Origin of the sequence: Micromonospora sp. CPCC 205554, from assembly GCF_036902745.1 — a bacterium.
GTDB classification, from domain to species: Bacteria; Actinomycetota; Actinomycetes; order Mycobacteriales; family Micromonosporaceae; genus Micromonospora; species Micromonospora tulbaghiae.
Genome location: NZ_JBAKHP010000023.1, coordinates 38,640 through 62,722, shown reverse-complemented (window position 1 = coordinate 62,722; position 24,083 = coordinate 38,640). Strand labels below are relative to the sequence as shown.

At 69.2% G+C, this 24,083-nt stretch carries 20 protein-coding genes; 16 read left to right on the top strand and 4 right to left on the bottom strand.

The features are described from left to right. The first annotated feature begins 183 nt into the window (after positions 1 to 183). From V6U82_RS23870 to V6U82_RS23825, 10 genes are all read left to right on the top strand, one after another. Entirely contained in the window at positions 184 to 474 is a 291-nt protein-coding gene (locus V6U82_RS23870; protein ID WP_334464696.1) for an acyl carrier protein, read from the top strand. After that, positions 464 to 1,798, top strand: coding sequence for an aspartate aminotransferase family protein (locus V6U82_RS23865; RefSeq protein ID WP_334464694.1), 1,335 nt, complete (start codon positions 464 to 466; stop codon positions 1,796 to 1,798). Before V6U82_RS23870 ends, V6U82_RS23865 begins: the two co-directional genes overlap by 11 nt. Before the next feature lie 57 nt (positions 1,799 to 1,855). Next, positions 1,856 to 3,019 carry an acyl-CoA dehydrogenase family protein gene (locus V6U82_RS23860; protein WP_334464693.1) on the top strand — a complete coding sequence of 388 codons (1,164 nt, stop codon included), beginning with the start codon at positions 1,856 to 1,858 and terminating at the stop codon, positions 3,017 to 3,019. Next, positions 3,016 to 4,596, top strand: a complete 1,581-nt coding sequence (locus V6U82_RS23855; RefSeq protein ID WP_135240879.1) for an amino acid adenylation domain-containing protein — start codon at positions 3,016 to 3,018, stop codon at positions 4,594 to 4,596. Before V6U82_RS23860 ends, V6U82_RS23855 begins: the two co-directional genes overlap by 4 nt. Then, the gene (locus tag V6U82_RS23850; protein WP_135240880.1) at positions 4,593 to 4,865 is read left to right on the top strand and encodes an acyl carrier protein; all 273 of its coding nucleotides are present in this window, start codon (positions 4,593 to 4,595) and stop codon (positions 4,863 to 4,865) included. Before V6U82_RS23855 ends, V6U82_RS23850 begins: the two co-directional genes overlap by 4 nt. A gap of 31 nt (positions 4,866 to 4,896) precedes the next feature. Then, the gene (locus tag V6U82_RS23845) at positions 4,897 to 6,168 is read left to right on the top strand and encodes a condensation domain-containing protein (RefSeq protein ID WP_334464690.1); all 1,272 of its coding nucleotides are present in this window, start codon (positions 4,897 to 4,899) and stop codon (positions 6,166 to 6,168) included. After that, the gene (locus V6U82_RS23840; RefSeq protein ID WP_334464689.1) at positions 6,162 to 7,274 is read left to right on the top strand and encodes an acyl-CoA dehydrogenase family protein; all 1,113 of its coding nucleotides are present in this window, start codon (positions 6,162 to 6,164) and stop codon (positions 7,272 to 7,274) included. The genes V6U82_RS23845 and V6U82_RS23840 overlap by 7 nt, the downstream gene beginning before the upstream one ends. Before the next feature lie 146 nt (positions 7,275 to 7,420). Next, entirely contained in the window at positions 7,421 to 8,680 is a 1,260-nt protein-coding gene (locus V6U82_RS23835; protein WP_135240883.1) for an MFS transporter, read from the top strand. 225 nt (positions 8,681 to 8,905) lie between these two features. Beyond that, complete coding sequence (locus V6U82_RS23830) at positions 8,906 to 11,311, top strand: non-ribosomal peptide synthetase (RefSeq protein WP_334464687.1); 2,406 nt, start codon at positions 8,906 to 8,908, stop codon at positions 11,309 to 11,311. Continuing rightward, the gene (locus V6U82_RS23825; RefSeq protein ID WP_135240885.1) at positions 11,308 to 12,051 is read left to right on the top strand and encodes a thioesterase II family protein; all 744 of its coding nucleotides are present in this window, start codon (positions 11,308 to 11,310) and stop codon (positions 12,049 to 12,051) included. Before V6U82_RS23830 ends, V6U82_RS23825 begins: the two co-directional genes overlap by 4 nt. Before the next feature lie 75 nt (positions 12,052 to 12,126). Here the strand turns inward: V6U82_RS23825 and V6U82_RS23820 are convergent, their stop codons facing one another. Then, the gene (locus tag V6U82_RS23820) at positions 12,127 to 16,950 is read right to left on the bottom strand and encodes an amino acid adenylation domain-containing protein (protein ID WP_334464684.1); all 4,824 of its coding nucleotides are present in this window, start codon (positions 16,948 to 16,950) and stop codon (positions 12,127 to 12,129) included. Positions 16,951 to 17,447: 497 nt separating this feature from the next. Further along, on the bottom strand, positions 17,448 to 17,951 hold the full coding sequence (locus V6U82_RS23815; RefSeq protein ID WP_334464682.1) for a hypothetical protein: 504 nt from the start codon (positions 17,949 to 17,951) through the stop codon (positions 17,448 to 17,450). Between the two features lie 172 nt (positions 17,952 to 18,123). Here V6U82_RS23815 and V6U82_RS23810 point away from each other — a divergent pair, with 172 nt between their 5' ends. From V6U82_RS23810 to V6U82_RS23795, 5 genes are all read left to right on the top strand, one after another. Continuing rightward, positions 18,124 to 18,384 carry a hypothetical protein gene (locus tag V6U82_RS23810; RefSeq protein ID WP_071096096.1) on the top strand — a complete coding sequence of 87 codons (261 nt, stop codon included), beginning with the start codon at positions 18,124 to 18,126 and terminating at the stop codon, positions 18,382 to 18,384. Positions 18,385 to 18,569: 185 nt separating this feature from the next. Next, complete coding sequence (locus V6U82_RS23805) at positions 18,570 to 19,115, top strand: hypothetical protein (RefSeq protein WP_334464679.1); 546 nt, start codon at positions 18,570 to 18,572, stop codon at positions 19,113 to 19,115. Between the two features lie 35 nt (positions 19,116 to 19,150). Further along, entirely contained in the window at positions 19,151 to 19,459 is a 309-nt protein-coding gene (locus V6U82_RS31615) for an META domain-containing protein (protein ID WP_442933463.1), read from the top strand. Positions 19,460 to 20,015: 556 nt separating this feature from the next. Beyond that, complete coding sequence (locus V6U82_RS23800) at positions 20,016 to 20,468, top strand: hypothetical protein (protein ID WP_334464677.1); 453 nt, start codon at positions 20,016 to 20,018, stop codon at positions 20,466 to 20,468. Between the two features lie 83 nt (positions 20,469 to 20,551). After that, a complete protein-coding gene (locus tag V6U82_RS23795; protein ID WP_334464675.1) occupies positions 20,552 to 21,550 on the top strand; it encodes a hypothetical protein in 999 nt (332 codons plus the stop codon). 78 nt (positions 21,551 to 21,628) lie between these two features. Here the strand turns inward: V6U82_RS23795 and V6U82_RS23790 are convergent, their stop codons facing one another. Continuing rightward, a complete protein-coding gene (locus V6U82_RS23790; protein ID WP_334464737.1) occupies positions 21,629 to 22,003 on the bottom strand; it encodes a DUF4279 domain-containing protein in 375 nt (124 codons plus the stop codon). A gap of 224 nt (positions 22,004 to 22,227) precedes the next feature. On the opposite strand from V6U82_RS23790, the gene V6U82_RS23785 reads away from it, so the two are divergent. After that, a complete protein-coding gene (locus tag V6U82_RS23785) occupies positions 22,228 to 22,995 on the top strand; it encodes a DUF4253 domain-containing protein (RefSeq protein WP_334464673.1) in 768 nt (255 codons plus the stop codon). A gap of 486 nt (positions 22,996 to 23,481) precedes the next feature. Here V6U82_RS23785 and V6U82_RS23780 read toward each other — a convergent pair whose 3' ends face one another. Then, positions 23,482 to 23,826: a hypothetical protein gene (locus tag V6U82_RS23780; RefSeq protein WP_334464672.1), complete on the bottom strand. Its 345-nt coding sequence runs from the start codon at positions 23,824 to 23,826 to the stop codon at positions 23,482 to 23,484. Positions 23,827 to 24,083 lie beyond the last annotated feature (257 nt).

Here is a 24,083-nt window from a genome sequence, read left to right as displayed (position 1 = left end):
AACCTGGCTCACAGACTTCATCATTCTCGGTTGACGGTCGACGAACAAACGCCGACAGGGTGACGCCGGACCACCTCGACGAGGTTGACCATGAGCGCGAGGTCTTGGAAAGATTTGTCCGTGACGACGATGCCTACGAATGGGTCGCAGGCCACCGCACCCCGACCCGGAATTGAGACCGACGTGAGCTCTGAGGCCGCCGGCACAACCCAGGAGAGATTCTACGCGGACCTGACGGCGCTGCTACGGGAGTTGAAGCCCGGCGAGGTTATGCCGGACCCGGATCCGGACACCCACCTGTGGGCGAACGGCTATCTCGACTCGGTCGGCCTGCTCGAGGTGATTTACTTCCTCGAGGACCGAATGGGTCGCGAAATCGAACTGATCGGGGATTTTCTGCCGCACTTCTTCACCCTGGAAAGCATCTGGCGGACCTACGTCGACACGAGCGAGACGGTGCCCGGTGGGCGGTGAGATGGCGGCGGCCACCTCTCCCCGGCATACCGACAGCGCCGCCGTCGGGCAGGTGCCGCACCCATCGCCGTCCGAGGTCTTCTCCGCCTCCCGCGACCATCTGGTGCGGCGCACCGCTGGCGTGCAGAAGCTTTTGGGTGCGAATGACTACGCGACCTCCGCGAACGGTGCCGAGGTGCGGCTGCACAGTGGGCGGACAGCGGTGGACCTGGGCACTTGGGCGGCGACGGTGCTCGGCCACCGACACCCCGCGGTCGTGGCAGCCGTCAAACGGCAGTGCGACCAACTGCCCGCCGCGCCCCGCGGACTGGCCAACCCGGTCACCGCGTTGCTCGCGCGCCGGCTCGTGCAGCTGGCGCGACCGTCCCGCCTGGACCGGGTCTGGTTCGGCGCGAACGGCGCCGACGTGGTGGAGGCCGCGCTGAAGCTGGCCCGGGTCACCACCGGCCGCACGCAGGTGGTGGCACTCCGTAGCGGGTTCCACGGTCGCACGCTCGGCGCTCTCGCCGTGAGTGACGCGGATCGCTATCACACAGGGCTCGCCTCGCTGCTGCGCGAGGTCTCCTTCATCGATCCGAGCGGTGGCGAGGCTACCGGCGACGCCATCGGCGACCGGACAGCTGCGGTGATCATCGAGATCGTGCAGGGCAGCGGGGCCGCCGAGGCGCTGCCGAGCGCGCTGCTACGGCGGTGGACCGACGCAGCTCGGGCCGCCGGGGCGATGGTCATCGTCGACGAGATCCAGACCGGCCTTTGGCGGTGCGGGGAGTTCAGCTTGGGACTGTCCCTCGGGCTCGATCCTGACGCTGTCCTGTTCGGCAAGTCGCTGGGCGGCGGGGTGGCGCCCCTGTCCGCCCTGCTCGCGACGACCCGGTTGACCAGCCCGCTGGAGGCGCAGCCGTACCTGCACTCGCAGACCTTCTCCGGTCATCCGCTTTCGTGCGCGGCGGCGTCGGCCACGCTCGACGAGTTGCCAGGCCTGGTCGAAGCGAGCCTGGCGCGGGTGACCGACTGGTTGCGGAGGCTGGGGGCCGAACTGGCGAAGCACGACGACCTCATCACGGAGGTCCGTTCGTTGGGCCTGATGATGAGCCTCCGTTTCCACACCGCAGAACAGGCCGACCACTTCGTGATGGCGTCCGCGCGAGCTGGCGTGCTCCTCGCCCCCAGCGACGGAGACCGGACGGTCGTCCGAGTGCTGGCGCCGCTGGTCATCGACGAAGCGCAAATGGCACGCGCCGGTGCGGCGCTGAGGGACGTGTGCCGGCACCGATCCGCGTGGCCGCTGCGCGACGGAGGCCGCCTCGCGCACACCGGTGGCTGACCCAAGCCCGCGTCGCGATCGATTCGCCCACCGGGACTCGCCGAAGGACCAGAACTGATGCACATCGCCGTACCCCTCGATCCCGTTCACCTTCTCGCCTCGCCCGCTCACCAGCAGGTGTGGACCGACGCCGTGGCCTTCGCCCGCGACAAGTTTGGTGCTGCCCCAGCGGGAGACGACAGCGGCTTCTCCCGCACCGGATGGGAGCGATGCGCGGAGTTCGGGCTGACCGGTTTCCCTGTCCCCCGCGAGCACGGCGGGCACGCGGCCGACCTACTGGCCAGCACGGTGGCGTTCGACGCTTTCGGTTACGCGTGCCGGGAAAGCGGCCTGCTCTTCTCGATCGGGGCCCACCTGTGGCCGTGCGTCATGAGCATCCTGCGCTTCGGCACCGCGGCGCAGCGTCACCGGTACCTGCCCGACATGTGCGCGGGACGCCTGATCGGGGCGTACGCCATGACCGAGCCGGCCACCGGCTCGGACGCCTTTGCCCTGACCACCACGGCCGCGCGGGTCGACGGCGGCTGGCTGGTCAACGGCAGCAAGACGTTCATCACCAACGCCCCCGTGGCGGGCCTGTTCCTCGTGTTCGCCACGACCGGTCGCGAGCGCGGCCCGTTCGGCCTGGTCTGCCTGCTGGTGGAGGCCACGACGCCGGGGGTCGCCACCGGAGCGCCACTCAACAAGATGGGACTGCACGGCTCCCCCGTCGGCGAGGTCCACTTCACCGACTGCTTCGTGCCAGATGCGGCGACACTCGGCAGGGTCGGCATGGGGATGGCCATCTTCAACGCCGGCATCGAGCTGGAACGTGCCTGCATCCTCGCCAGCACGCTCGGCACGATGCAGCGACAGATCGAACGCGCTGCCCGCCAGCTGCGACGGGCCGAGGGGGGCGGGCCACCTCCGGGCCTTGAGCTGGCCGCCGACACCGTGGCCCGAATGACGATGCGCCTGCACACCAGCCGGCTGCTGGCGTACCGCACGGCCGAGCGTCTGGGCCACCAGCGGCTGAACGCCACGGACGCCGCCCTGGTGAAGGTCAAACTCAGTGAGGCGTTCGCGCAGAACAGCAGGGACGCCCGGCAACTGGAGGCCGCCCTTCGCGGCGGAGTGAGCCCAGAGACCGACCGGGACGTACACGACGCGGTCGCCGGCCGCATTTATTCGGGCACCAACGAACTGCAGCGTGACGCACTGGCCCGAGGGCTCGGGCTGTGAGCACTCTTCTGCACGAGCTGCTGGCCACCTCGGCGCGGCGTCACCCGGAGCGCACCGCGCTCGCCGACCGGGGACGTACGCACAGCTACCTCGACCTCGACCTGTGGTCCAGCCGTCTGGCCCAGGCTCTCGTGGCACACGACGTGCGGCCGGGCGACCGCGTCGGAATCCTGCTCGACAAGTCGGTCGAGGCGGTCGTCGCCATCTACGGAATCCTCAAGGCGGGCGCGTGCTACGTGCCCTGCGACCCGCAGGCGCCACCGGCGCGGACCAGCCTCATCGTCCGGGACTGCGACATGCGGCTGCTCTGCACCAGTGCGGCGAAGCAGGACTCGTGGCCGCAGCTGGGCGATCCCGACGTCGCCCTGAGCAAGCTCGTGCTGCTCGACGAGGTGAAGCCCGCGGAACCGATGCCTCCGCGGGTCACGGTCGTCGACTGCGCGCGGGCCGTACTGTCGGATCACGACGGCAGCGCGCCGGAGGTGTCAATCACGGACCGGGACCTGGCCTACATTCTCTACACCTCGGGGTCGACGGGACAGCCCAAGGGTGTGATGCTGACGCATCGGAACGCGATGGCGTTCGTCGAGTGGGCTGTCAGGGCGGCCGGCCTGAACGAGTCCGATCGGTTGTCCAGCCACGCGCCGTTCCACTTCGACCTGTCGGTGTTCGACCTCTTCGCCGCCGCCGCGAGCGGCGCGTCGACCTGGCTGGTGCCGGCCGCGGCCTCGCTCTTTCCGGTCCAGCTGGCTCGGTTCATCCGGGACACGGGGATCACCGTGTGGTACTCGGTGCCGTCGGTGCTGTCCCTACTCGCCCAGCGTGGAGGCTTGCGGGAGGACGGCCTGCCGCGACTGCGTCTCGTACTGTTCGCCGGGGAGGTCTTCCCGACGCGGTTCCTCCGGGCCCTGATGCTGCAGCTGCCGCACGCTCGGTTCGGCAACCTGTACGGGCCGACGGAGACCAACGTCTGCATGGCGTACTGGCTGTCGGGGCTCCCCGAGGACGACCGGGACATTCCGATCGGCCGTGCCGTAGCCGGAGCGGAGGTCTTCCTGGCCTACGACGAATCGTCGGACGACCCCGACGTCGGCGAGCTGTGCGTGCGGGGACCGACGGTCGCTCGGGGCTACTGGGGCAGCCCGCAGCCGACCGCGCGACGCTTCGTCGCCGACGCGGCCGATGGTGACGGGACCGTGTACCGGACCGGCGACCTCGCCAGGCGACTGCCGGATGGCACATACCTGTTCCTTGGCCGGCGCGACAACCAGATCAAGAGCCGGGGACACCGCATCGAGCTCGATGAGATCGAGGCGACGTTGCGGCGACATCCGGGGGTCGTGGAGGTGGTTGTCACCGCCGTTCCCCACGAGCTGGGTACGAGCCGGATCCGGGCCCACCTGGTGGTCGATGGCGGCACCACCCGGTCGGACCTGCGGCGGCACTGCCAGAGGCTCCTCCCCCGGCACATGGTGCCGGACGAACTGGACGTCCGCGACGACCTGCCCAGGACGTCGACCGGCAAGGCCGACCGTCGGGCCCTGACCGACCAGCAGATTGCGAGCGAGTGCAAATGACCGTCTCCGAACAGATTCGTGCGTTCCTGGCCAGGGAGCTGGACCAGCGAGGTCATGCGGTCACAGTGACCGACGACCTCCCCCTCCTCGATCAGGGCCTGCTGGACTCCTTGGCGATCATGCAGCTCGTCGGGTTCATGGAGGACACCTACCGGATCGAGATCAACCCGGAGGAGATCGTGCCGGAGAACTTCGCGACTGTACGGGACATGGCGACGCTGGTGGAGCACCGGCGGACGGGCCCGCACGAGCCGTCCGGCACCCGGTGACCGGGCGCGTTCTGGATCAAGGAGGCATCCGGTGCGGGAACTGAGCCGCTCGCCACTGACCTTCGGGCAGCTATCGGCGTGGCGCTCCATCGAGCATCTGCCGGCCGAGCGAGCGACCTCTGCCATCCTGCACGGCAGTTGGCCGTTGCCCGCGGACCGTCCGGTCAGCGCCGTCCGGTATGTGCTCGACCTGCTGGAACGCCGCCACGAGTCGCTGCGCACCACATACGCCCGCGGCGGCGCCCACGGCGTCGAGCAGGTGGTGCACGAGGCCGATGGGGTCCCGGTGGACATCGTGGACCTCGGCGCGGACGCGGATGAACGGGCCGACGAGATTGCCGCGGAACTGGCCCGGGCCCCCTTTGCCCTCGATGTCGAGCGACCGTGGCGGGTCCGAGTGGTCATGGGCGCCGGCCGCCCCCGCCGACTGGCCCTGGCGGTGCACCACATGACGGCGGACGCCGCGTCCATCGCCATCCTGCGCCGGGAGCTGATCGGCGCGCTTACCGGTGACCTGCCTACGGACGAGGCCCCGCGCTGCCGTGACATAGCGGTGGAGCAGCGGTCGGACCGGTGGGCGGCCCGCCGTTCCTCGGCGCTGTCCTACTGGGAGCGGGTGGTGTCAGCGGCTTCGCAGCCGCCCGTGCCGGCCGTCCCCGCCGGCACGCCGAAACGGTGGACCGTGCTGCGCTCCACGGCCCTGACCGAGGCGGTCGCCGAGTTGACCGCGCGCCTGGCGGTGTCGACCCAGGCGGTGCTGTACGCGGCGTTCTGCCGCGCCCTCGCCGAGCATGTCGGCCACGACGCCTTGCTGCTCGCTCTGTTCGCCGGCAACCGGCTGAATCCGCGCTGGCGCAACCTGGTAAGCAGCCTGAACCAGGTGATCCCGATGCTGGCCCGAGTCGAGTCCGGGGAGTCGTTGGGGCAGCTGGCCCGGCGGATGAACGCGGAGAGCCTGGCGACCTACCGCCACGCCTGCTACGACGTCGACTCCCTCGCCGACCTGGAACGGGAACACGGCTACAACGGCGTGGGGCGCGGCTTCCGGTACTTTTTCAACTTCGTCCCGCATCCCGGCGGGCCGCCAGGGCGCACCTCCAGTGCGATGGCCGAGCCTTGGACGCTGGAGACCGGCTCCCGGGGGCGCGACAACGGATTTCCCTGCTATTTGTTGGTCAACGACGGCGCGCCAATGACGTGCACCCTGCGTGAGGTCGAAGGCCCGGAGGCGATGGGGGACGCACTGCTGCTGCGGTTGCAGGACATGGTGCTGGCCGAGGCCGCGAGCGAGGTTCGATGCTGACCACGTCGACGGATGAACTGGACGAACTACGTGCGGTCGTGCGGGCCTTCCTGAGCGAGAAGTCGACGATCGCGGACGTGCGGCGACTCGCGGCCACCACCGAGGGGTACGACCGTAACGTCTGGCAGCGTCTCACCCGACAGCTGCGCCTGCCCGCCCTGGCCGTGCCGTCCCGGTACGGCGGCGACGGCTTCGGGGTCCGGGAGCAACTGGTGGTGCTGGAGGAGATGGGCGCGGCCCTGCTGGGCGCGCCGTATCTCGCCACGGTGCTGGCGACCACCGCCCTGCTCGCCGGCGATGACGAGGAGGCGAGGCAGGATTTGCTGCCACGGATCGTCGACGGGGCGATCGTCACCCTCGCGGTGGCGGAGGAGGACAGCGGGTGGGGCGTCGCTTCGGTCCAGACCACGGCGACCCGGGTGGGTGACGCCTTCGTGCTCGACGGACGCAAGGTCGAAGTTCTCGACGGCCACGTCGCAGACATCCTGCTGGTCGCCGCCCGGGCCGAAGGTGGGGTGTCACTGTTCGCGGTGGACGGCCGGCACCCGGTGCGCCAGCAGGCCGACGGCGCTGATCGCACGCGTCGGTGGGCGCGGGTCGACTTCGCCGCCACCCCGGCCCGGTTGATCGGCGGGACAGGTGACGCCGCCGACGCCGTCGACGCGGCTCGCCGCCGCGGAGTGCTCGCGGTGGCGGCGGAACAGACCGGCGGGGCGCGTCGATGCCTTGAGCTGAGTGTCGAGTACGCGAAGCGGCGCCACCAATTCGGCCAACCGATCGGCACGTTCCAGGCGATCCGGCACCGATGCGCGGACATGCTGCTGGAGGTGGAGTCGGCTGCGGCAGCCGTCCGCTGGGCTGCCGAGGTCCACGAGGATCGCGCCTTGTCGTGGTACGCGGCGCACCTCGCGAAGGCGTGCTGTTCGGAGGCGTACTCGCGGGTCAGTGCGGAGTGCCTGCAGGTGCACGGGAGCGTGGGCTTCGTGACGGAGAGCCCGGTGCCTTGGCACCTGGTCCGGGCCGGGGCGTCGGAGCTGTTGTTCGGTCGGCCTGACGAGCACCTGGGCGCGGCGGCCCGGCACGTGGTGGATGGGACGCAGGCATGACGGTCGGGGTCGTGGGGGTGGTGCGGGGCGGGCGGGCCCGAGGCCCTCGCCGGCTGGCCACGCCCGTACGGTGGCGGTCCCCGGCCGCAGGGCCGTTCGACCCCCGCTGACCGAGATTCCAACCCCTACCGCCCGAGGAGTTCTTCGTGGCCCATCCCCTGCGTACCCGATCCTTTCGGCTGCTGTTCCTCGGCCGCACGGTGTCGGCGGTCGGCGACGCGGTCATACCCACCGCGCTGGCCCTCGCGGTGCTGCGCGCCACCGGATCCACCTCGGCGCTCGCGTTGGTGCTGGCCTGCGTGATGGTGCCCCGTCTGGTGCTGATGCCGCTCGGCGGTGTGCTGGCCGACCGGACGGACGCCCGGCGGGTCGCCATCGCGGCCGACGTAGTCCGGTGCGGGGCGCAGCTCCTGGTCGGGATCGAGCTGCTCGGCGATGCCTCGCTAAGCGTCATCGCGATCGCCGCGGTCGTGGTCGGGGCTGCCGGCGCGTTCGCCATGCCCACCGCCTCCCCATTGGTCGCCAACACCGTCGAGGCGGCCCAACGGCAGCAGGCCAATGCACTGATGGGCATCACGGCCAACACCAGCCGGCTGGTCGGTCCCGCGCTGGCCGGGTTCCTGATCTGGTCGGCCGGCCCCGGCTGGGCGTTCATCTTCGACGCGGCGACGTTCGCGGTCAGCGGCCTGATGCTGGTTGCGGTACGGGTGCCGCACGTCCCACTGCCGAAGCGGTCGGTCGGCGCGGACCTGCTGCACGGCTGGCGCGAGGTTCGCAGCCGCGACTGGTTCTGGAGCAGCCTGATCGCCCACGGCGTGTGGAACGGTGCGGCGGCGGTCCTGATGACCATCGGTCCGGCGGTCGCCGTGGAGCGACTCGGCGGGGAAGGTGTGTGGGTTGCCATGCTCCAGGCCGGAGCGATCGGCATGCTGGTGGGGTCGCTCGTCGCCGCGCGGGTGACCACTCGGCGCCCCGTGCTGCTGGCCAACCTCGGGCTCGCCAGCTACGCGGTGCCGCTGGTGCTGCTCGCCGTCGCCGCGCCCGCCGTCCTGGTGATCCTCACCTACGGCGTGGGGATGGCCGCCCTGGGATACCTCAATCCGGTCTGGCAGACGGTCGTGCAGGCACAGTTCCCGCCGGAGGTTCTCGCCCGGGTGACCTCATACGACTGGCTGGTCTCGCTCGGCGCGACGCCGCTCGGCTACGCCCTGGCCCCGCTGGCCGCCGGAATGTGGGGCGAGCCAGCTCCGCTGCTCGCCGCCGGATTGCTGGTCTTCGCCGGCTGCGCTGGCACGGTTCTGGTGCCCGGGGTGCGTCGGGTGAACACCACGCCCCTGGAGCCGGCACCGGACGGTCCGGTCGCGACGACCGGACCGTCGGGGTCCGTGGCCACCGGAGGGAGGTGACGCGTGCACGGCACATCATCAGGAGTAGCTGACGGGGCCGATCGGTGGGCCGCCGACGGCGCACGGTCGAGTGACGGGAATAGAACCATGGAATTCGAGGATCGGTCGGCGTCGGCGGGACGGCTCGCGGCGGCAGACCGAAGGCTCTGCGTCGAGCGGTCCGCTACACGGGCGCCTGCGCCGACCACCCGAGGGTGGCCGCTCGCCACCGCGGAACGCGACGCCGTGCTGGCCGCGGCCGAGCGGCTGGACGCCGAGGTCACCGCCTTCGCGGCGGCGGCTTGGACGCTGGTGCTGAGCCAGTACACCTCCCCCGGCGAGCCCGTCGATCTGTTCGTCACCGACACTCCCGGAGCGCAGTATGGCCGCCGGATCGCCGTGGACGCCAAAGAGGTGGCCACGGTCGCGGCGATGGTGGGCGCCTTCGACCAAGCCCTGCGGGCCGCAGCGGACGTCGCCGTGCCTGCGGCGGACGACGGATCCGCGCTGGTGCGGGTCCTCGCCGTGACGGACTGCACGGAGCAACCCGGCGCCGCCCACCCCGACCGGATCGAGGTGCTCCTGCGAATGGGCGCGGAACCCGCGCTGACCCTCGGCTACGACCGGGACCGGCTGGTTGGGGATGTCGGCGCGAGCCTCGCCGGCCATCTGCGCCACACGCTGGTGGCTCTGGCCACCGCCGACCCGGACGCGCCCGTGGCCTCGCTGTGCGGGATGCCTGAGGAGGACCGCCGGCGTGTCCTGTTCGACTGGAACGCCACAGACGTGCCCACCGAGGACCGTGCGACCATCCACGAGCTCGTCGAACGGCGAGCGCGTGCGACGCCCACTGCGCCGGCCGTGGTGGAACAGGGCCGGACGGTCAGCTACGCGGAACTCGACGCTGCCGCCGACGCGATCGCGGCCACGCTCCAGCAACACGGGTGCGGCCCCGGCACGTACGTCGGTGTGCACCTGCACCGCGGCGCCGATGCCGTGGCCGCGCTGCTGGGCGTGCTCAAGGCCGGCGCGGCGTACGTGCCGGTCGAGGTGTCGTTGCCGCCAGCCCGCGTTGCGGCCATACTCGACGCCGTCCGGGCCCGGGTCGTGCTGACCACGCCGGGTCGACTCGGCTCCGTGCTCGCCCTGCGTCCGGAGCTGCCTCACCTGCGGCACGTTCTGTTGGTCGGCGAGAACGACGCCGGAGTGACTGCCACGGATTCCTGGCTCACCGTCGCGCGTGCCGACGCTGGTGACGGCCGGCCACAGGCCCTGGCCGGTGACGGGGACCTCGCCTACGTCATCTTCACCTCCGGCTCGACCGGCACGCCCAAGGGCGTCGTGATGACGCACGCGCCGGTGGTGAACGTGATCCGGTGGGTCAACGAGACGTTCGAGGTCGGCCCGCGGGACCGGCTGTTGTTCGTCACCTCGTTGAGCTTCGACCTGTCCGTCTACGACATCTTCGGCATCCTGGCCGCCGGTGGAAGCATCCGGGTCGCGTCCGAGGACGAACTTGCCGAGCCGGCCCGCCTGCTGTCGATCCTCGACCACGAGGACATCACCTTCTGGGACAGCGCGCCGGCCATGCTGCAACAGGTGGAGCAGTTGCTTCCCCTGCGCGAGCCGGTGGCCACATCACGGCTGCGACTGGTTTTCCTCAGTGGTGACTGGGTTCCGCTCAGCCTGCCGGACACGATCCGAGGAGCGTTCCCGGGGGCCGAAGTTGTGGCTCTAGGCGGGGCGACGGAGGCCGCGATCTGGTCGAACTTTCATCGAGTGGGCGAGGTGAAGCCGAACTGGACGAGCATTCCCTACGGCCGTCCTATCTGGAACGCCCGGTACTACATTCTCGACGACCAGCGTCGTCCGGTGTCGGTCGGCATGCCGGGCAACCTGTTCATCGGGGGCAACTGCCTGGCCGTTGGATACCACGGCGACCCGCTGCTGACCGCCAAGAAGTTCGTTCCCGACCCGTTCGTCGGCCGATCGGACGCCCGTATGTACGACACCGGCGACCGGGCACGGTTCTGGGCGGACGGCACCATCGAGTTCCTCGGCCGCAGAGACAACCAGGTGAAGGTCCGCGGCTTCCGTATCGAGCTCGGCGAGATCGAGGCCGTACTCGCCGAGCATCCGGACGTGCACACGGCCATCGCGGCAACCCGCGGCAGCGGGGAGAACTCGACGTTGAACGTTTACATGGTCCCATTGCCGGTCACTGATCCCGACGTCGGAAAGCTGCGGACGTATCTCGCCGAGCGGCTGCCGCCCTACATGGTTCCGGACCATGTCGTCGTCATCGACCGGGTTCCGATGACCGGCAACGGCAAGGTCGACCGAGCGGCACTCCCAGAGCCGGTCGCCCCCACCACCGCCGCCGCCGGATTCGTCGCCCCGGCAACCATCGTGGAAATGGAGGTTGCCCGGGTGTGGTGCGAGGTGCTCGGCCTCGACCGGGTCAGCGCCACCGAGGACTTCTTCCAGGCCGGGGGCAACTCCCTCCTGGCCACGCGTACGGTGGCCCGGCTCCGTCACCTCCTCGACGCCGACATCCCCCTGCGCGGCCTGCTGCGGAACTCGGTGCTCACGGACTTCGCCGCCTTCATCGAGGGTCGACAGGCGGGGCAGGGCGAGGGTGGCCAAACGTGAGTGACTGGCTGGTCGGCAGGCCGCTCCCCACGGCCGGGTTGCGGCTGCTCACCTTTCCGCACGCCGGTGGTGGGGCGTCTGCCTTCGCGAGGTGGCAGTCGATCGCCGGTGCCGGCGCGGAGGTGCTACGGGTGCAGTACCCGGGTCGGGAGAACCTACTGGACGAGGAACCGTTGCCGTGCCTCGACCGCCTTGCCGACCGAATCACCGACGCCGTCCGTGCGATCCGCGACGGCCGGCCATTAGCGCTCTTCGGGCACAGCATGGGCGCCCTCGTCGCGGCCGAGGTCGCTCACCGTCTGCAGAACGACGGCTGTGGGGCGGACCTGCTGGTCGCCTCGGGCAGCCTCGCTCCGCAGGTACGGGCCGTCCAAGGCAGCGACCCCCGTGGCCTCTCAGACCAGGCGCTGCTGCAGGAGCTCTACGACCTCGGCGGCACACACGTCGGGGTGCTGGCCGACGAGGAGCTGCGCGAACTCGTCCTGCCCGTCGCCCGAGCGGACCTGACTGCCGTCTTCACCTACCGATACCGGCACCGCACTCGCCTGTCCTGCCCGATCACCGCGTGGGCGGGACGGGACGACGCCGACCTGGACGCGTCGGACATCGAGCGTTGGCGGGAGATCACCACCGGGGAGTTCCGGGTGAACCTGGCACCGGGCGGGCACTTCTTCCTGTGGGAGGCCGGGCGGGACATCCTCACCGATCTCACCCGGTCGATCGAGCATGCCAAGGTGTGATCCAGCCTAACCGGCGATGTGGCCGACCAGATCGCCGAACCCGCCCGAGGACCGGAGAAGCCACTGAGAAGGCGGTCAGGAAACGTACCGGCAGCCGCTGGCGGGCTCGGCCGCGATCCGCTCGAGCGCCTGCACGACCAGCCCTCCGAGCGCAGCCCCCGTGGGGCCGTGCGGGCTGTCCAGGCCGGCGCTGACGACGATCTCCGGCCCGGCTCTGTCCGGCTCCCGAACTACCTCGACCATCAGCGGAAAGCTGTGCCGGTCGGCGGACCACCAGTCCCCCGTGCTGACGTGCTTGAGCGCGTCGAGATCGTGCAGGACGTGGAAGTCGGTGTAGTTGAACACCACCTCGAAGGGGCTGCGCCCAGCCAGCTGACGCATCTGGGCCAGCGGGAAACGGCGGTAGGGCTGCCCCAGACGTTCCGCCTCGAAAGCCGCCCGCGCGAGCTCCTCCCACGTGCCGTCGACATGCAGACCCAACGGGGTGATGTTCAGGAACAGGCCAAGCGAGCGGTCGGCCCCCGGCTCCTCGAGCCGGCCGTTGACCTGGAGGCCGGTGACCACGTCGGCACGGCCGGTGAGCCGCGCCAGCGCCCAGAGATGGGCGGCGAGGAACACACTTTTCACAGGCAGCCCGGCCGCGGCCGCGACTCGACGCAGGCCTGCGTCGAGATCGCTGCCCAGCCGGCCGCGGAAGGCCACCGGTTCCCGGCGGGCCGATGGGCTCCCGTGCGCAGCCGGCAGTTCCGGCGCCGGGTGGGCCCGCATGTACCCCCGCCAGAAGCGCTCCGCCGCCGGGTCGGCCGCGGCCGCCTGCTCCGCTGCGACGAAGTCGCGGTATCGCGACACCGGCGGAGGGACGGCCTCATCGACCACCCCGCCGAGGAGCCGGTCGTACTCGATCAGCACCTCGGTCATCAGCCGGGCGAAGCTCCACCCGTCGATCAAGCTGTGGTGTACCGACAGGGAGAGCTGGAAGCGCCGCTCGGAGCGGCGCAGCACGTGGCAGCGGAGCAGCGGCGGCTCGGTGAGGTCGAAAGGGGCGGCCAGCTCGCGTCGCCACCAGTCGCGCAGCACCGCCTCGGCCGGCGTCTCATCGGGGTCCGCCAGTTCACTGTCCACCGACTCCACCGACACCGGGATCCGTGGGGCACGGTGCACCAGTTGCAGCGGCTCCTGGTACCGCCCCAGGTCGATCGAGGTGCGCAGCACGTCGTGACGTGCGGCGACGGCCGTGAGCGCCTCGTCGAGGGCCGCCGGGTCGAACGGGCCGCTGACCCGCACGCTGAGCAGGTCGTGGTACAGGCCGGGCGACTCGGCCAGCTCGCATTCGAAGAGGATGGCCAGCTGCATCGCGGCCAGGGGGTAAGCATCCGTGACGTCCGCCGGCAGGTGCTGCGCGGGGCTGGTCGCCGCAGGACTGTTCGCCGCGGGGAGTGGGAGTTCGGTGGCCGGTGGCGGGGCGGCCGCCACGGCCTGCAGACAGGCTGTCGCGAGTTCGGCGATCGTGGGGTGCAGAAAGATCTGCTCGACGGTGACCGGCAGGCCGGCCGCGCGTGCCAGTGCGCCCACCCGGACGGCCACGATGGAGTCGCCACCCAACGCGAAGAAGTTGTCATCGCGGCCCGGCCGGGGGACGCCCAGCGCTTCCGACCACAGCCTGGCCAGCCGATGCTCCTGCGGTGTCTGCGGCGCGGCGGCCACCGTCGTGCTGTTGCTCCCAGCGCCCGGGGCCGGAAGGGCCCTCCGGTCCAATTTCCCGTTGCCAGTGACCGGCAGGGCGGGCAACTCCACGAATACGGCCGGCACCATGTGGGCGGGCAGGAGCTGCCCGAGCCCTGCGCGGATCGCGGCGGTGTCGAGCGACCACCCTGGCTGGGAGACGAGGTAGCCGACGATGCGGGGCAGCCCGGGGCAGTCCTCCCGCAGCAGGCAGGCGGCGGTGCGAACGCCGGGCTGGTCGAGCAGGGCACGCTCGATCTCGCCCAGCTCGATCCGGAAGCCGTGCAGTTTGACCTGCTGGTCGATTCGTCCCCGGTATTCGAGGCTGCCATCCGGGACGCGTACCGCCAGATCACCAGAGCGGTACAGCCTGTCCCCGGGCGCGCCGAAGGGGTCCGGGACGAAGCGTGCCGCGGTCAGGTCGGGGCGGTTGAGGTAGCCCCGGGCCACGCCCGGCCCGCCGACGTACATCTCGCCCTCGACGCCGACCGGCACCTCGCGCATGTGCTCGTCGAGCACGTGGACCCGCAAGTCTGGGATCGGCCTGCCGATCGGGCTGACCGCCCCGTCGAGGTCGGTCTCCTCGATCGGCCGGATGGTGACGTGCACAGTGGTCTCGGTGATGCCGTACATGTTGATCAGATGGGGCCGGCCGGTGCCGTACGCATCGACCCAGCCCCGCAGGCTCGCCGGGTCCAGCGCCTCACCGCCGAAGATGATGTGCCGCAGATTCACGCTCGGGTAACCGCTGTCCTCGGCTGTGGCGGCGAGCTGGCGGAAGGCGGTGGGCGTCTGGTTCATCACCGTGACGCCCTCGCCACGGACGAGATCCAGCATCGCGGTCGGGTCACGGCTTACTTCGTGGGACACCACCACGAGGCGCCCGCCGTACAGCAGCGCTCCCCACAGTTCCCAGACCGAGAAGTCAAAGGCGATGGAGTGGAAAAGGGTCCAGACATCGTCAGGTCCGAAGGAGAAGTCCCGCTCGGTGGCAGAGAAAAGCCGGGTGACGTTGCCGTGAGTAATCACCACCCCCTTGGGCCGGCCGGTGGAGCCGGAGGTGTAGATGACGTAGGCGACATCGTGCGGGCGGACGCCGGTGTGCGGAGCCTCCTCGGGTTCGTGCTCCCGTGAATCGCCGAGGTCGAGGAAGGTCCGAACGGCATCGCGGAGGGGGTCGCACGCCCCCGCGTCGCCAAGGAGGACGGCACAGCCGGCGTCGTCCAGGGTGAGCCGGTGCCGCGCGGCAGGATGCCGGGGGTCGAGCGGCAGGTATCCGGCGCCGGCCTTGAGGATCGCCAGGACCCCCACGATCAGGTCCACCGAGCGTTCCGCGCACAGCGCCACGAGCTGCTCTCGTCCCACACCCGCGCGACGCAGCCGGTGGGCGAAGCGGTTCGCGGCCCGATCCAGCTCGCGGTAGGTGAGGCGCCGGGCACCGTCCACCACGGCGACCGACTCAGGGCTTCGCGCGGCGACCGTCTCGAAGAGCTCGTGCAGACAGCGGCCGTCGTCGACGGAACGAGCAGGTCGAGGTGCGGGCCGGTCGCCCACGAGCTGCGCCAGGGCGATGTCCGGCCGGGCGACGGCCGTGGCCAGCAGGGCGAGCAACTCGTCCAGTATGGCCTCGGCGCGCTCGGGCCCGAACAGCTCGACGTCATACTCCGCGGTCAGCTCGAAGCCCTGGCTGACCTCGTGCACCTCGATCGTGAGGTCGAATTTCGCGGTGCCGTTGTCCACCTCGACCGGCTCCACCGTAGCCCCAGCCAGTTCCGCCCGTTCGCGGCGTGGCCCCTGGTAGGCGAGGGCGACCTGGGCCAGCGGTGAGCGGGAGAGATCTCCCGGCGGGGCGAACTCGCGGACCAGTTGCTCGAAGGGGACGTACTGCCGGTCGAGGCCGTCGAGGACGGTCGCGTGGGTTCGCGACACCAGGTCCCGGAAGGTCCCCGCGCCGGGGCGGAGGCGTACCAGCAGGGTGTTGGCGAAAAAGCCCACTACGTCCTCCAGCCGCGGGTCCGGCCTTCCGGCGGTGGGCGTGGCGACGAGTAGATCCCTACGGCCGGTGAGTCGCCGCAGGTGGGCGGCGAGGGCGGCGAGGAACACGGCATAGCAGGTGGTGCCGGTGCCAGAGGCCAGGTCACGGACGGTCGAAGCCAGCTCAGGGGTCGTCCGGACGGTCAGCCGCCGACCCGAGTGGGCACGGATCGCCGGCCGCGGTCGGTCGGTCGGTAGTTCGAGGACGGGGTTGACGCCCGCGAGCTGTCGACGCCAGTAGTCCAGACTTTCCGTGAGCTGCGGGGAGCTTGCCAGGTGATGCTGCCAGCGCGCGAAGTCGGCGTAATCGAGTTCGAGGTCGGGCAACTGGGCGGTCCGGCCCTTGGTGCGGGCCGCGTAAGCGATGGCGAGGTCCCGGTCCACCAGGTCCACCGTCCAGCCGTCCGCGACGAGGTGATGGAAGACGAGCGCCACCAGATGGTCGTCGGCAGAGAGCCGCCACACGGCGCAGCGTAGCAACGGGGCCGACCCGAGGTCGAAGCGTTGCATCGCCAGCGCCCCGACCTGACGGTGCGCCTCAACGACCGGGTCGTCGTGTCCGCTCACGTCGACCAGATCGACTGCGACGGTGGCATCCGTCGCCTCTGCTGTCAGCCGGTCGCGCTCGAGGAAGAACCTGGTCCGCAATTGAGAGTGCCGTCGCACCAGATCGTCGATCGCAGCGCGAAGCGCCGCCAGATCGAGCGGCCCACGGACGCGGCTGACCGCGGGCACGTTGTACGCCACACCTGCGCCTGGGTGCAGGTGGTCGAGGAACCACAGTCGGCGCTGCTGGGGTGAGGGCATGGTGCTCGAATCGGTCGCGGAAGACGACCGGAAGGCGTCGAGCGGTGGTATTCCCCGGCAGTTGCGGGACGCACGCCGCTCGGCGATCCTTTCGGCCAGAGACCGGACGGTGCCGGACTCGAAAAGCTCGCGCACCGTCACCTCGGCGGCCAGAAGCGCACGTACTCGGGCGGTGACACGAGCCGCATGCAACGAATTGCCGCCGAGCGCGATGAAGTCGACGTCGCGCTCCACCGGGCCAGCGCCGAGCACGTCGCCCCAGATACGAGCCAGGCTGTCCTCGAGACCGCTGGTGTCACGGTCGGTGGTGGCGTCCATTTCGGCGGCGTCCGTCATCGCTCCACGTGGCTGTCGAGCCGACGACCGGAGTCACCGACCGCCACTCGGCAGGGGCCAGGTGGCAGCACAGCGTGGCGAGGACGTCCGCTACGTCCGCAGAGCGGCGTGGAGACGCAGGCGGGTTGAAGGTCGATCACCCGTGTCAGCATGTCACCCTCACCTCGATCTACAACCAGGGACAGTTGCCCCGCGCCAACGGAACTCGACCCAGGCCAGGCTTCCTGTCTGCCAATCCATCCAAAACGGTGCCCTATGACGCTCGCCCGACGGTGCAGCAGGTCGAGGAAGGGCACCACGTCATCCCGGTCTCCAAGGCCAAGCGACGGATCTTAGGTGGCACACCGTCTGGAAGTCGGCACGCCGGACGCTAACACATGATCGAATCACGTACCTAGCCTCGATGGGGCCACCAGCAGGCCGACGGGCGCATCGGTGCGAGTCTGCGGGGCAGGTCTTCGGTCGTCGAGCCCGCACATTCCGGCCCAACCGCCATCTCAAATAGCAGGGTGGAGCCCGTCGACCTCGTCATCAAGGAATAGCAAAGGAGAGCGAGCGAATCCTCCAGCGGCCCACCAGTCTAAACCTACAGCCACCCGCCACCTGTCCTCTTCGTACGCGTGCGAGAGTGGCGCCACGGGGCCGGGGCCAGCCTGGTGCACATCGGTGAGACCTGGGTTGCGACGAACGAAGCGCCGGAGTTCCCGCCCTGTACCTTCTACCTCGGTGCGGTCCTCGATGGCGGGACCTGCGGGTGCGGCGACATGACGGCCACGGTCGCCGACGCGTTCCGCGAGTTCGTCATCACCAGGCTCCCCGCGGACCTGCTCGACTGCCTCGACGTGGCGATCGTGGACGGCGACTTCAAGATCGAAGTCGGGCTGCGGCGAGAACCGACCCTGGGCGAACTCGATCGGCTCAACGAGGTCTTCCAAACCGCTCACGCGCACGGTGGTGCAGTGGATCATCGTGACGGAGCGCGACGCCTTCGCCTTCTTCACCGCCTCGGGTGTTTGGCGTCGCGAACCAGTGGGATGCACGATGCAGTCATGCCAGGTCAGGTCGAGACGGCTATTCGAGCTCGGGTTGCGGCGGGTACGGGCCTCCCAACGCCGACCGGTCGGGCCAACCGGGGTTGAACCGCCCCGGGTTCTGTGGAGACAGCATCCGCGCATGGGCATCTTCGGCTCCATCGCACGCGGCTTGGGTAGCCTCCGCCCGCTGTCCGACGCGGAACTCGAAGACGAGCGGGAGGCGTTACGACAGCGCTACGTGTCCAGCGACAATGTCGGCGAGGCGTCGAACCTTTACAACGAGCTGCACCGCTACGACGAAGAGATGAGGCGACGGGCCAACGAGGCCTACGAGCGCGACAACCCGGAGGCAACCACCAGGCACCGCGAACACGGCTGGTACCTGCCGAACGACGACTAGGTGTCGTGCTGGCCGCAGCCGCCACAGCAGTAGACCTAAGTCCTCGCGTCGCCGCTGGCGCATCGGGCTTTCGCGCACTCCGGGCGCACCCGATGTCTCTCCCGGCCGTTAAAGAGGAGTAGGCGGTTCGGTAGCTCGCTACACGGGACCCAGAGCCTGGCCAGAGCCCGACCGGAGGAGCCGAGGTGGTACGACAGGGTTACCTCGCGACGCTGGTCGTGATGGGCGTGCTGCTCACCGGATGTAGTAGGCAGAGCCACCCGGAGCGCGCGAATCCGCAGCCGATCTCGGGAACTAGCGGGCCTGTGGCGCCGTTGACGCCGGCGTCACTGATCGGTTCTTGGACGATCGCCGACGTTGCCGACCCCGGCGCGGGCACGATCCTGCGTCTCGCTGACCGTGATCTGGACCTGGTCGGCAGCCGCTGCGGCACTCTGGGCGGATCCTGGCGGGCCAGCAGCGACGGCGCCTTCCTCGCGGACATCTTCACGGCTACCACCACCGCGGTCGAAGGCATCCCCGGCTGCGCGAAGGCCAGTCAAGAAACCCCCGAATGGCTGCGCCGCGTCACCGCCTACCAGTTCGACGGCGTAGGGCTACCCGTTCTCCTGGACGCACGAGCGCAACCGGTCGCCCGGCTGATCCCCGGGGCCACACCGACCCCGAGCCCGACAAGGCCGACAACGTACTGGAACCGCCGGTCATCACCGACGAGGCCCGCCGGGCCCTGACACCAGCGGTCGCCCTACCGGCGAAGCTAGTTCCGGTGGACCGACACCGGCTGGCGGGTCGCTGGATACCCCTGACGGGACACAAGGCCGCATACGTGAAGTTCACGGCCGACGGTGAATGGCGCGGATCCGACGGCTGCAACGACGAGAGCGGTCGGTGGATCACCGCTGCCAGCGGCACACTACTCACGACCGCAAGAGGAACCACACTGATGTTTTGCGCCGACAGTGTGTCGATCGGAGGATGGCTCGTGACGGCCAGACGAGCAGGTCTCGACGGTCGAACCCTGGTGCTCCTCGACGCCCAGGGCACGGAGACAGGTCGGTTGCTTCCCGCGAACTAAACGCCGTCCCGTCGACTGCGGCCGTCCAGCATCGGTTGGCGGCTGCACCGGCGCGCGCCCCGCCCTGCGGGTTCCGCCGCGGTATCGCGCCGGCCCACGCTGGACAGTCACTGCCCAACCGTGTCTGGTCGCTTCGTCGACACGGTCGTCGTCTGTTCATGAGCCTCTTCCACGCTGACTTGCAGCTCAGGGTGGGTGCGGCGAGCCCGGAGAACGATGAGGGCGGGGCTCCAGGTAAGACAGTAGTCGACCAAGATCCGATGCCCCGACCGGCGGCCTCGCCAATGCTGTCTCATCTTCCGCGATCCCGCCGTCCAGCCGCACCCTGAACCACCTCGCTAACCGCAGCTGGCCACGAGCCTGTACTACCTATGCGGCGGGTTCGGCACCTAACGAATGCCCGGCCAGCTGCACGCCATCACACATACGGCAGGCGCGACCGAACATTGCGCCCGGTCGGCGGCTAGATGCGTGCACGAAAGCTGGTCTCAACACACCGTGGGGGCGTACGTTTCTGAGATGCGCAGTCGACGCCGCGATGCCGGATGATCCCTGCGTGGAAATCACCCAACTGCTCCAGGCGGGAGTGACCAAACCGCACCCCGATCAGGCGGCCAGTGCCACCTGGCTGGCCATGGTGTACGCCAGCACCAGGGCAGTCGGCGGTGTGGTCACAACCTCGGTTGAGGAGCCGATGACCGGCCGAAACCACTACAGGGTCGGTGTGCGACTTCGTGATGGCAGGCCCATGAGCATCCTCTTCAACGCTGCGGCATTCCTGGTCGCTGGAGCCGAACGACAATATCCCCACATCGTCAACGCGGTGTTCATTGACGTCCCCGGCGAGGAGATCTACCGCCGCGCAGCGCTGCGGCTCGCCACCACGGCGGAGCTGAATCAGCCGCTTGAGGACCGACACCTGCATCTACTTACCGAAGAAGAACGCCAGGATGTTGCCTACTACCAACCGGGTCGGCTCGGTGACCTGCTCTTCAACTGGTTCGACTGAGCTGCCACTCCGCGCTCGCCCAGCGGCAGAAGAGTGGCTCCGGCCATCTACATCTGCGTGACCGGCTGCAGTACCGTCATGCCGTGCATTTCGTGTATCGCTCCCACTACGAGGGCCAGTTGAGCAAGCGGGTCCGGCGGCTGCAGGACGAGACCGTGCTGAATTGGTTCCGGCGAGGCTGGACCTGCGACGATCCGGAGTCCTGGGTCGAGAACGAGCTGGGCGGTGGCGTCTACGGCCTCGATTCGATCTTCGAGGCGGCACGGAAGCACGGCCTGTCTCGGCCGGCAACGACCAGCGAGCTGTGCGAGCTCCTGCATGAGCACTTGTACGTCGAGGGTGACGAGGACTTCATCCGCCTCGACGACCACAGCGTTCGGGTACGGACCGATGACGACGAGGTGGAACTGGCCTATTTCTTCCTCGATGACGAGGTGGTCGCGGCCGCCCCCGACCGATTGGCATACCTGTTCCAGTCGTGGCCGTTGCCTGGTGCGGGAGGTGAGTTGACGTCGTTCGTCGCCGATGTGCCGGTGACAGTCGTTACGCCCGCCAGTACCGGTGAGGCCAGCACGTACGCGGTGTTCCTCACGTTCTACGACGGTGAAAGCCTCGCCTGCTCCCAGCCGCTGGTATTCCCGGGGGTCGGGTTGCGGGAACTGGCCGGACACCTCCGGACCGCGGACCCCGACAGCGGTGCAGCATGGCCACCCGAGTTGCTGGTCCTGCGAGCGCTCGTCGCGCCCGAAGAAGACGCCATCAGGCCGGCGCTGGACCGGTGTAACAGATGGCCCGGCTTCAACCTCAACGCCGACCCCTGGCCCAACCTGCCCAAGGAGCACGACGCCGCCCACGGCGAAGCCATGGAGCTTCTCACAACGCCCCGATACGTCGACGGCCGACGCCCCGACGCATCGCGCATCAAGGTCGACGAACATCTCGCCCAAGTCACCATGCACTGTGGCCAGTCATTCGGGTACCAGCAGTGGTACCTTTTCGACACCGTGTGGGCGGCCGCTCACCCCGACCTGGCCCAATCACTGCTGCGCTACAGCAACCACTGGGATCCACTCAAGGACTGAAAGCAGCCGAGCCATCAGCTCCGATCGTCGGGACGAGCGGATGCTGATCGGCATGCGGCTAGCGGCAGATGAGGACGGTCATCGGCTCGAATGGGCTGTGGAGTCTCCTGCGTACTCATCCGATTCGACGCTTGCGCCCATCCGTGCGAGCAGTTGGATCTGCTCACAGCTCAGCCGCCAGCCCATCGCGTTGTAGCCGCCGTCTGGGTCGTCGAACCAGCGAACCATCATCAGACCTGCGTCGACGTCGCCGCCGTCGACGAGGGCTCGCACCCGATCAGCCGCCGGCGCGATACGTGCAAGCACGCTGGACGCCTGTTCGTCGATTCGTCCGTGTCTCTCACAGCGGATCTCCCACCGATGAGCTGCCGGGACCGGCCTCGGCGATGTGCGACGGCATCCCATGGCGGCGGTTCGATCCGGTTCAAGCCCGAGACATTCCGTGTGAAACAGGACGCTGCACCGGCTCTGACCTGCAAAAACGAGAACTTGCAGGTCGGGCTGGGTGCAGTTGGGCGTCGTTCGATGCCGCTAGGTGCTGTTCGACGCCGTTCTGTGCACCCGCCTGCTCCCATCCTGCTCCCCTAATCTCGGGCTTTGCGCGCCGACCGATGGCAGCTGCCTTCGGTCCGGAGTCGCCGGGCACTTTGTCATGGTCGGCGCTTATGGTGTCGGCCATGACGTGGCACGAAGCGCTACCGCCGGACCTCCCTGAGGGGCGGTTGATGAAGCCATACAACGGCGCCACGCCGGTGTACTGGCTCTCCTCTCACCCCGCCGCCGCGGGCGAGTGGTCCCGGTGGCGGGCCCGGCATCACCGAACCGGACTGTGGCCGCTGCTCGCGCTGCACGTCGAGGGCGACGACGAACCGTTCGGCATCGACGTCGAATACGACAGCATCACCGCGATCGAGCAGCACGACAGCGGCGTGGTCCTCGCCGAATGGTGGCAGGAAACCACCGACGACGACCCCGACCAAGAAGCCACCCACCTTGGCCACCTCGATCCGGTCGGTGCACGATGGCCCGGGCTCACACCCGCCCCGGATCGGCAAGGCCCGGTAGAACACTTCGCCGACCAGTACGCCGACGTGCTCTCCACCGGCCAGGCCCGTCTCGCACTGGTTCCCGCGACCGACGGCGCACGCGCGTTAACGCAGATCGGCTGGACCGGGCCGCTCAACCACGACAACGACACCGCCCGCTTCGCCACCGTCACCCGCGATTGGCAGCATCGCTTCGGGGCCACAGTCGTCGGCCTGAGCTTCGACACCCTGCACTTGAGCATCGCCGCGCCACCCGTCACCCCCGATTTAGCCCTGCAGGTGGCCGCCGAACACTTCGCCTTCTGCCCGGACAACATTTGGCAGAGCCACACCAACACCTTCCGCACGTACGCCGACGCAATCATGGGCCTCAACTGCTGGACCTTCTGGTGGGACTGACGGGACAGGGACACGACCGGTAGCCGTAGCCGGGCCAGCGATCGCCCTGGCCCGGCCACGCGCGAGGTCGACGTCCGTCCGAGCACCGACCAATGCGGCCTCGACTGACCACTTGAGCCCTGCCGAGATGGTCACCGCTCAGGAAGCCCTGGTCAGATGGCTGTCGGTGGGATTCGAGTCTCAACTGCGGGAATCTCTACCAGCTCCGCCGTGGCAGATTCAGCCCCGCACGCCGATGCAGGATCGCCCCTGGGACTGGATTCGGCGGGCCCAGGACGACAAGCCGGCAGTGGGCAGGCTGTGAGCAGCCAACACTGACCTCACCAGTCTTCTCTGGGAGGTCGCGCCGCACCGCTCGACCGCGTCACCGCAGGTCAAGTCCTCGCCCGATCGGCGTCAGCGAGCATTTCGGGCGTCGTGTCTGCGGCCCTGGCCCTATCACTGCCACGCCACCTTGCTTGACCACTTACGCTGGCTGCCATCGGCTCAGGGGCCGTAGTCGCTCTGTGTGGCTTCGACAAAGGCGCTTCGAGCTCTTGTGACTGCCTCCCACGCATCCTCGCGTCCGCGCCCCCACTTCCCTCGTTGATACCGGGCGTCGACCGCGTCACTCCAGTTGCCGACCGCGATCTTCAGCGCATCAGCCCGTTCGGCCACCACCTTCGGGCCTGCTATCTGGACGGCAGCGTTGGTAGCGATGAACGCCAGCCACTCGTCGGCATAACGCTCGTGCAGATCCTTGATAGCGTTTCCCTGATCGTCGCCGTCCATGGCGACGACCAACTCCCTCGCGTGATCGAGAAAAGTATCGAGTCTCGTCAGATACGTCACCCATGCCTGCCGCCGGGCATCGGTGACCTGATCGCGGCGCGCCTGCTGGACCTGCTTCGCTGAGCACTGACGGTCCCGTAGGTGCCGGCGACGGTGATCAACCCGCCAACGATGGTCCCGGCGAGTGTGAGCACGCCACTCGTGATGTCGCTCGGCATGAAGGCAGCCAATCATGGCTCCTCGACACAAACCAGTGCGAGCAGTCATTGACGGCGATCGGCCTACTGGGTCAACCGGCGGCGCTGCGGAAACTACTG